The sequence below is a fragment of the Mycobacterium sp. WUMAC-067 genome (assembly GCF_020217485.1).
Classification (GTDB): Bacteria; Actinomycetota; Actinomycetes; order Mycobacteriales; family Mycobacteriaceae; genus Mycobacterium.
The window spans coordinates 1-3,272 of sequence record NZ_JAEKMI010000122.1 but is presented as its reverse complement, the minus strand read 5'-3'; the positions used below and the strand labels follow the sequence as shown (position 1 = coordinate 3,272).

Annotated in this window: 4 protein-coding genes and 1 pseudogene; 1 reads left to right on the top strand and 4 read right to left on the bottom strand. The window is 62.8% G+C overall.

All coding sequences use genetic code 11. The features are described from left to right. Positions 1 to 185: 185 nt before the first annotated feature. From JF781_RS27650 to JF781_RS27640, 3 genes are read right to left on the bottom strand one after another with little or no spacing between them, the layout of a single operon-like run. Complete coding sequence (locus tag JF781_RS27650; RefSeq protein ID WP_007168381.1) at positions 186 to 1,082, bottom strand: alpha/beta fold hydrolase; 897 nt, start codon at positions 1,080 to 1,082, stop codon at positions 186 to 188. Positions 1,083 to 1,134: 52 nt separating this feature from the next. Beyond that, positions 1,135 to 1,575: a PaaI family thioesterase gene (locus tag JF781_RS27645; protein ID WP_007168380.1), complete on the bottom strand. Its 441-nt coding sequence runs from the start codon at positions 1,573 to 1,575 to the stop codon at positions 1,135 to 1,137. A 49-nt stretch (positions 1,576 to 1,624) separates the two neighbouring features. After that, positions 1,625 to 2,269, bottom strand: a complete 645-nt coding sequence (locus JF781_RS27640) for a TetR/AcrR family transcriptional regulator (protein WP_007168379.1) — start codon at positions 2,267 to 2,269, stop codon at positions 1,625 to 1,627. 126 nt (positions 2,270 to 2,395) lie between these two features. On the opposite strand from JF781_RS27640, the pseudogene JF781_RS28665 reads away from it, so the two are divergent. Beyond that, positions 2,396 to 2,857 (top strand): annotated as a pseudogene (locus JF781_RS28665) (acetyl-CoA acetyltransferase); the annotation flags it as partial. Here the strand turns inward: JF781_RS28665 and JF781_RS27635 are convergent. Then, the gene (locus JF781_RS27635) at positions 2,773 to 3,171 is read right to left on the bottom strand and encodes a hypothetical protein (RefSeq protein WP_174814222.1); all 399 of its coding nucleotides are present in this window, start codon (positions 3,169 to 3,171) and stop codon (positions 2,773 to 2,775) included. The pseudogene JF781_RS28665 and the gene JF781_RS27635 sit on opposite strands and share 85 nt — an antisense overlap. Between the last annotated feature and the right edge of the window lie 101 nt (positions 3,172 to 3,272).

Sequence of the window (3,272 nt, the reverse complement as noted above, 5' to 3'; positions counted from 1 at the left end):
ATCCGAGGACCACACCGCGTCGAGTCGGCCCTTATCAAAGCGCTGGCCGATCAGATCCGGCGGAAACGAGGCCGGATCGACCACCGTGGTGGTCTTAAACCTCCGCGGACTGATCCCCTTGATGCCGAGCTCGGCCATGATTTTGGCGCGGCCAGCCCGGGCTGCGCCAGATAGCCCAGAGCTTTTCACGCTGAAGTGCTTATCGTGCGGTCGAGAAATCCGGCGACGGCTGCGGTGAAGGCATCGTTGTCGTCGCCTGCGACCATGTGGCCGGTGCCGGAGACGTCCACCGCTTGGGCGTGCGGTACGACCTTGAGGAATTCGTCGACCGACTGCTGCGATGTCACATCTGAAAGGACGCCGCGCACCAGAAGAGTGGGTGCCTGCACGCGGCGGGCCCCTTCAACAAGCAGTTCGCTGATCGCGTCGAACTTTTCGGCACCAGTCGCGGGGTCACCTTGCAGAAACTGGAAGTTGGAAGTGATGAAGGCCGGATCCCATCGCCAGATCCACCGACCATCGTCGCGTTGCCGCAAGACTTTACGGAGTCCGTCCGGGTTCTTGGGCCGAGTGCGATGTCTGTTGTATTCGGCAATGACGTCCGCGGCGTCGTCGAGCGTGCTGAACCCGTCAGGATGGGCGGCCATGAACGACACGACGCGGCGTGCTCCGTGAAACTCCATTCGCGGAGTGATGTCGACCAGGACGACGGCTCCCCACAGGTCGGCGGGCGCCAGCAAGTGCGTGCCCAGGACGGTCATGCCGCCCAAGGATGCGCCGACGACGGCCGGCGGGCGGTCGGTGCTCGCGTGTTCACGCACGGCCAGCAGATCGGACGCTAGCCGTCCGAGGTCGTATCTTCCGGTAGGGTCCCACGCGCTGTCGCCGTGACCTCGGGCGTCATACGCGACGACCGTGTACCCACGAGCGTGCAAGCGGCGCGCTGTGGTCGCCCAGGCGTGTCGGTTTTGACCACCGCCGTGCAGGAGCAGCACAACGGCGCGGGCAGCGTCGTGCCGGTAGCAATCCGCCGTGAGGGTGACGCCGTCTGTGGTGCGGAATCGCTCGAGCGTAACGGTCATCGGGTGCGCTCGCCGTTGTGAAGTCGGACGACAATACCATCGGTCCTTTTCATCACGAGGAATTCCCCCTAGGGCTAACGACGGTCACTGTTCCTTGGGCGGCACATACCGCGCGCCCGTCGTTGGTGATGTCGATTCTGGCGACACCGCTGCGCTTGCCCAGCGCGATGATCTCGGTGACGGCGACGCATACTCCGCTTGACACGGGCTGCAGCAAGTTCAGCTTGAATTCGGTTGTGGCGACCCACGATCCAGCGGGGATCACCGGGTAAAACACCACGCCCAAGCAGTGGTCGACCATTGCTGACAGGCATCCGCCGTGCAGATTGCCGAACGGAGTCAAAAGGTCGTCCCGAGCATCCATCTGCACAACCAGCCGCCCGGCGGCGAACTCGGTGTGGCGAAAATCCAGGTATTTGGAGAGTCCTCCCGTGGTTGCCGCCGCGTTCTGCAATTCCTTGGCGATCTGCTGATTGAACTGCGCGAACTCCATGGTTAGCGCCCCTTCTCATCCACGGATATCGATGCGATGGTTTGAGACACTACTCTGCACTTGTTGCATCGACGCAAGGCTGGGTGTTGGTGAGCAGAGCTGGAAGCAGGAATCGGCGTAAAAAGGCATCGAGGCCTTCGGGGCTGCGGTGTCTGGGGCCGCGGACCGACAGCAGGCTGAGGACGGTTCGCAGGATCCATTCGGCGGCATCGTCGACCGACACCCCGGGCTCGAGTTGGTCCCAGTGCGCAGCGAAGACAGGTCGAAGGAACTCGGCCACGAGTTCAAACAAAGCCACCGACGTTCCCTTGGCCAACCCCACGCCGGCGAGTTCCTCGTCACTGCCGAACAGCAATCCGATTGTCGGCTCGCGATGAGCGGCGCGTACCGTGACCTCGACGAAATCGAGTATTGCCGTGCCCAAATCGCGATGTACTGCGATCCGTCGACGCATGCGGTCTAGGTAGCGTTCGGCCGCACGCAGGATGACACCGGAAACGACGGATTCACGACTTGGAAAGTAGCGGTACACCGTGGCGCGCGACACCCCCGCCTGTCTGGCGATGTCCTCCATGGTGGTGCCCGGCAGCCCCTTGCCCTCCAGGCACGCTTCGGCGGCATCGAGCAGGAGGTCTCGGGCGACGTCGCGGGTCGTGGGAGGTGCCGTGCCCCAGCGCAACGATTTCTTCGTCACGAAGCAAGTATGCAGCCTCGGACCGATCGTGAATTAACGACCCAACCGGTTGTCGCATGGCTACTTATGTGACAATATCGCAAATATGTCGCAACAAAGGTGCCGACGATGAACGTGACCTGACCGTTGGCGATTCCGCCCCGCACTCCCGTTGTCGTCGCGGTCGGTGAGATCACGCACCGCGGCGACAGCGTCGTCGATCCCATCGATTTGGCTTGCGAAGCCGCGCGTCGAGCATTGCAAGACGCGGGCGCTGCGATCGGGCATCGGATCGATACGGTGGCGACACCGGGCATTCTGATGATTCCGCGTGACAATCCCGCGTCGAGAATTGCCGAAGCGGTTGGGCTGGCGCCCCGGCGTCGCATCAGCTGCCCGATTGGCGGCAATACACCGCAATACCTCGTCGAGGTCCTTGGTGGGGACATTGTGCGCGGTATCAGCGATGCGGTGCTGGTCGTCGGAGCCGAGACCGGCGAGTCCGCCCGCAGAGTCAAATCGGGTCATGCGCTCCGCGATCCGAAACCCGTTGATGCACAGGATGAGTCACTTGGCGACACACGTCCCGGATTGAGCCCAGCCGAGATGTGTGCTACCTCACCGACTTTGACTCCCGCCAGTTCAGCGATCGCAGTGAGGCTTTCACCGCGGCCTTGCATCCGGGCCAACGCTGTCGCGCCGGCCTGGCGGTGTTCGTGACGGCGCCGCTCTCCCTCTGCGTGTATCTCGAGGATACGGTTGCGCTCCCACTCGTCGACGGCGGCCAGCCGCCCAAGCTCGACGAGGAACGACGCAGCGTCATCGACATTTTGACGCTCACGCTCCAGACGTGCCTCGTTGGCCTTGTTCTGCGCCTCCCGGACACGCTTGCGCGCTGCCGATTTCGAATTGATGTTCACCACGTGGGAACCATAGGACGCACCCATCGTCGTGCTCTACCATCCTGACCAACATCATCTGTGTCCCCATTTGTCCGCACCCTTTGTCGCCAAATCGACTGCCT